We start from the raw sequence: 5,221 nt of genomic DNA on the forward strand, positions 1-5,221 counted from the left end.
GCCCTCGATATTCGGAGGCCCGCTCACCCTGACCGGCTTGCCTTCCGAGGCGAAGTATCCTCTCCATGCACTCACGACCGGGGAGAGCCCGTCGGTAAGATATACTTTATACCATTTTTCCATCGCGGAATAAAGGGTTTGGGTAAAGCGGGCCCTGGGGACGTCCGAGCCGGTTTTTTCCATTCCCTTGATGGAGACGGCCGGGATCCGCATCCGGCCGTGCCTGAGAGAGGGGGCCGCGTTCAGGTTCACCCCGATGCCCACCACCACGAAGTTCACCCTGTCCATTTCCGAGTTCATCTCGGTCAGTATGCCTGCGACCTTGCAGGACTCTATGAGTATATCGTTCGGCCACTTTACCGTGGGTTTTACGGGGCTGTACGCGGCGACGGCTTCGGCCGTGGCCACGGCCGAGAGGAGTGTGAGCGATTGGGCGTCCTGTGGCAATATCTTCGGCCTTAGTATTATGGAGGTGTAGAGGTTCAGTCCCGGCGGGGACTCCCACCTCCTTCCGAGCCGTCCCTTACCGGCCCTCTGGCTGTCGGCTATTATAGCGGTCCCCTCGGGAGCGCCCGCCCTGGCGAGCTCCATGGCCTTCGAGTTGGTGGAGTCGAGCATGGGGAAGAAGAGGAGGTTTCCCCCTTTTCCTATGAACTCCGTTTCAAGGGAGGAGGCGACCTCTATTCCGTTGAACGGAGGGGGGCCGGTGAGGCGGTAGCCCTTCCTCGGGCGCGCCTCTATGGAGTAGCCGGCCTCCCTCAACTTTCCGATCTGTTTCCAGACCGCCGTCCTGGAGATGCCGAGCGCGCGGCTTATGGCCTGTCCCGACAGGTAGCCGCTCTCCTCTTTGAGGAACCGTACTATTTCGACTTCCCGGGTGTACACCGTGTCACCTTGAGCGAGATGTCGACCGCGGGCGCGGAGTGCGTGAGCCCGCCGACGGAGATGAAGTCCACGCCCGAGCGCGACACCTCTCCGACGTTTTCAAGCGTTATGCCTCCCGACACCTCTACGAGCGCCCTCTCGCCGATAAGGGCCATTGCCTTTTTTATCTTCGCCACGCCCATGTTGTCGAGCATTATCAGGTCCGCTCCCGCATGAAGCGCCTCGCGGACCTCTTGGAGGCTTTTTGTCTCCACCTCCACCGAGACCTTCCCCCGGTAACGTTTCTTAACGGCATCGAGCGCCTTGCCTACCCCGCCCGCCGCCGTTATGTGGTTATCCTTTATAAGTACGGCGTCGAAGAGGCCCAGCCTGTGGTTCTCTCCCCCGCCGGTCTTTACGGCGTACTTTTCGAGTATCCTCATGCACGGGGTGGTCTTGCGGGTGTCGAGTATCCTGGGCCCCCGCTTCCCCGCTTTCTTCACGAACTCACTTGTAAGCGTCGCTACGCCGGAGAGTTTCTGGAGGAAGTTAAGCGCCACCCTCTCGCCGGAGAGTATCCCCCGAAGTCCTCCTTCCACTTTCGCTATGACAGCACCCTTCCTTACCCGCGCGCCGTCCTTCGCGAGCGGGGTGAAGCAGAGCCTTCTGTCGACCGAGGCGAATACTCTTCCGGCGACGCTCAGGCCGCAGACGATGAGCGGCTGCTTCGCCACGATACTCGCCGAGCCCTGCGTCCCCCTGGGCACCACGGCGTCGGTGGTTATGTCGCCCGGCCCGAGGTCCTCGACAAGGGCCGCCCGTATGAGCACTTCGGTGTACCTGTCGAGGCGCGGCGTGGTACGTTTTTTCGTTTTCATTTTAGTTTTAGTTTTCGTCTTCATACCCGTGCGTCCGTTCATCTTATTCCCCGAGGCTTTTGAGCCTCTCGAGTCCGGCCTCGACCTTCGACCTCTTCTCCCGTAGCCCCTCGAGCCGCACCTTCTGTTTCTCTATGATCTCTTTAGGGGCCTTGCCGAGGAACTCCTCGTTCGAGAGCTTTTTCTCCACGCTCGAAAAGTCTTTCAGGAGCTTTTCAAGCTCTTTGCCGAGCCTCTTTGTCTCGGAGTCAACGTCTATAAGCCCTTTTAGCGGCACGTAGACCTCCACGCCGTCGGCGATGGAGAAGGCCGCCTGCTCGGGCTTTTCTCCGCCGATTGTAAACCCTTCCACCCGCGCGAGGCTCTTTATGTACCCTTCGCCCCTGGTAAGCGTTCGTCTCCCGGCTTCGTCGGCCGGCAGGCACACGCAGTCGAGCGGGGTTCCGGGCGGGACGTTCATCTCCGTCCGTATGTTCCTTATTGCCTTTATGACCTCCATCAAGCTCTCCATCTCGCGGGCCTCTTCGGGGTAGACGTCCCGCTCGCTGGGGAGGAGCTCTTCCATCAGGCACTGCTCTTTTTTTCTTTTCCCACCCGGCAGGTAAGAGTATATCTCCTCGGTTATGAAGGGCATGAAGGGGTGGAGGAGTTTCATGGTGTCTTCGAGCACGCTCAAGAGAACGCTCGATGCGATCCTTTTTCTGTCCTCCCCGTTCTCTCCCCCCCCCTCTCCACGAAGGTCCGGCTTTACGAGCTCCACGTACCAGTCGCAGAGCTCGTGCCATATAAAGGAGTAGAGCGCCCTTGCCGCCGCGTCGAACTGGTAGCGGTCTATGGACCTCCCAACCGTATTGTAGCACTCGTCGAGCTTCGTTATAATCCACTTGTCCGCCGTTGTGTACTTATCGACCGCTATATCGAAGCCGCCCGTGGCGTCTTTGTCCACGCTCATAAGGGTGAAGCGCGCGAGGTTCCAGAGCTTGTTGGAAAAGTTCCGGTAGCCCTCTATCCTGTCTTCGGCGAGCTTTATGTCGCGCCCCTGCGCGGCGAAGGCCGCGAGCGAGAACCGGAGCGCGTCGGTGCCGTACTTATCCATCATGACGAGCGGGTCGATGACGTTGCCCTTGCTCTTGCTCATCTTCTTCCCTTCGGCGTCGCGGATGAGGGCGTGTATGTAGACCTCTTTGAACGGCACCTCACCCCTGAACTTCAAGCCCATCATCATCATGCGGGCGACCCAGAAAAATATTATGTCGAAGCTCGTAAAGAGCGCGGAGGTAGGGTAGAAGGTTTTTAACTCCGGCGTCTTCTCGGGCCAGCCGAGAGTGGAGAACGGCCAGAGCGCCGAGGAGAACCATGTGTCGAGCACGTCGGGGTCCTGCTCGATCTTTTTGCCACCGCACTTTTCGCAAGCCGCGGGGTCGGAGGTGGAGACGGTTATGTGTTCGCAGTCCTTGCAGTGCCATGCCGGTATCCTGTGTCCCCACCAGATCTGCCGGGAGATGCACCAGTCGCGGATGTTCCTCATCCATTCGAAGTAGGTCTTCTCCCAGCTCTTCGGGACAAAGACGGTCTCCCCGTCTTGAACGGCCTTTATGGCGGGCTCGGCAAGGGGCTTTACCTTTACGAACCACTGCTTCGAGAGCGTCGGCTCCACCACGGTCCCGCACCTGTAGCAGGAGCCGAGCCGGACGGCGTACTTTTCGGTCTTCTTGAGGAGCCCCAGGGCGGTAAGGTCTTTTACGACCTTCTCCCTTGCCTCGTACCGGGTAAGTCCCTTATAGCTCCCGGCCGCTTCGTTCATGCGGGCGTCCATGTCCATGATGCTTATCGAGGGCAGGTCGTGGCGGGAGGCCATCTCGAAGTCGTTGAAGTCGTGGGCCGGGGTTATCTTCACCGCCCCGGTGCCGAACTCCATATCGACCGACGGGTCGGTTATAACCGGTATCTCTCTCCCGATGAGAGGGAGGAGGAGGGTCTTTCCAATAAGTTTTTTATAGCGCTTGTCCTCGGGGTTTACAGCCACGGCCACGTCGCCGAGCATGGTCTCGGGCCGGGTGGTGGCCACGGTAATGCTCCCTTTGCCGTCCTTTGCCGGGTAGACGAGGTGCCAGAGGCTTCCGTCGGTCTCCTCCGCCTCGACCTCCAGGTCGGAGAGCGCGGTGTGGCATCTGGGGCACCAGTTTATTATGTAGTCGCCCCTGTATATGAGCCCTTCTTTGTAGAGGGATATAAAGACCTCGCGCACGGACCGTGAGAGCCCCTCGTCCATGGTGAAGCGCTGCCTGGTCCAGTCGCACGAGGAGCCGAGCCGCTTGAGCTGGTTTATAATGGCCCCGCCGCTCTCCTCCTTCCACTGCCAGACCCTCTCTATGAACTCGTCGCGGCCGAGCTTATGGCGGTCCGACCCCTCTTCGTGAAGTTTTTTCTCGACGACGTTCTGCGTGGCTATGCCGGCGTGATCTATGCCGGGTACCCAGAGGACGTTAAAGCCCCGCATCCTCTTATAGCGGGCCATTATATCCTGGAGCGTGTTATTAAGGGCGTGACCGAGGTGAAGCGTGCCGGTTATGTTCGGCGGAGGGATGACCATGGTGAAGGGCTCTTTGCTTGAGGCCGGGTCCGCCGTGAAAAGGCGTTTTTCGAGCCAACGGGCGGACCACCGCCCCTCCACCGCTCCGGGCTCGTATATCTTTGCGAGTTCTTTTCCGTTGCTCATAGCGGGCCTTCAAAATTGAAGAACCCCGCCGTAGGGGGCGGGGATTCTTTAAGGATAAAGAGGTTTTTCGTGCGCGTTTAGTCCTGCTCTATCATTTCTGTTTTATCATGGCCGAGCGGATCTTGTCGACAATCTCGTTTTTTATGAGTTCCTCGGCGAGCTCGGGTATTACCTCCCAGGCTATCTCCTCTACGACCTCGCGGGATACCTTCCTGACTATTTCTTCGAGCTGGTCTTTCGGTATTGCTCCGATTTCAGCCATTATAGCCTCCTCTGTCGCCCTGAGGGGCGGCGGTTCCGGTGCGGCAACGGGAGTCGGCTCCGGTGCGGCCATGGGCGGAGCCTCCTCCGGCTCCCAGGGGGCGGGTGCCTCCGGTGGTTCTATGACCGGTGCCGGTGGTTCCACTACGGGAGTCGGCTCCGGTGCGGCCGCGGGTGCAACCGGTAGTTCCACGGCCGGTGCGCCGACCTCTTCGATTGGCGCTATGTCCTCCGCGCCCAACTCCATATCAAAGAACTCCTCTGCCGGTTTTTCCCCTTCCCCTCCCCCTTCCTCTTCCGATGATATTCCGAATATGTCTTCGTCGTCCTCGGCGGAGGCCGAAGCCTCTTCTACCTCCGGTCCGCCAAGAAAATCCCCCGCCTCCCATACGTCAGAGGGCATAGGGGGCTCGACCCCCGGTGCCGCTGCGGCCGGTGGTGCTGGCGGAGGTACCGCTTCGACCGGAGGAGGCGGTGGTGCCGCTTCGGCCGGAGGAGG

General features: G+C 59.8%; 4 protein-coding genes. All 4 read right to left on the bottom strand.

The features are described 5' to 3' along the window. Window positions 1-885: biotin--[acetyl-CoA-carboxylase] ligase (locus tag V3W31_07210; GenBank protein MEE9614727.1), on the bottom strand; the 885-nt coding region annotated here is incomplete at its 3' end. Next, on the bottom strand, window positions 861-1,742 hold the full coding sequence (gene nadC, locus V3W31_07215; protein MEE9614728.1) for a carboxylating nicotinate-nucleotide diphosphorylase: 882 nt from the start codon (window positions 1,740-1,742) through the stop codon (window positions 861-863). The genes nadC and V3W31_07210, both read right to left, overlap by 25 nt. Window positions 1,743-1,785: 43 nt before the next feature. Next, complete coding sequence (locus tag V3W31_07220; protein ID MEE9614729.1) at window positions 1,786-4,461, bottom strand: valine--tRNA ligase; 2,676 nt, start codon at window positions 4,459-4,461, stop codon at window positions 1,786-1,788. A gap of 91 nt (window positions 4,462-4,552) precedes the next feature. Continuing rightward, entirely contained in the window at window positions 4,553-5,125 is a 573-nt protein-coding gene (locus V3W31_07225; GenBank protein ID MEE9614730.1) for a hypothetical protein, read from the bottom strand. Window positions 5,126-5,221: the final 96 nt, after the last annotated feature.

This window comes from Thermodesulfobacteriota bacterium, from assembly GCA_036482575.1.
GTDB lineage: Bacteria > Desulfobacterota > GWC2-55-46 > GWC2-55-46 > JAUVFY01 > JAZGJJ01.

Excerpts from the sequence above, each read along its gene's own strand:
- V3W31_07225 (MEE9614730.1), bottom strand. The coding sequence starts at position 5,125 with ATGCCCTCTGACGTATGGGAGGCGGGGGATTTTCTTGGCGGACCGGAG.
- nadC (MEE9614728.1), bottom strand. The coding sequence starts at position 1,742 with ATGAAAACGAAAAAACGTACCACGCCGCGCCTCGACAGGTACACCGAA.
- V3W31_07220 (MEE9614729.1), bottom strand. The coding sequence starts at position 4,461 with ATGAGCAACGGAAAAGAACTCGCAAAGATATACGAGCCCGGAGCGGTG.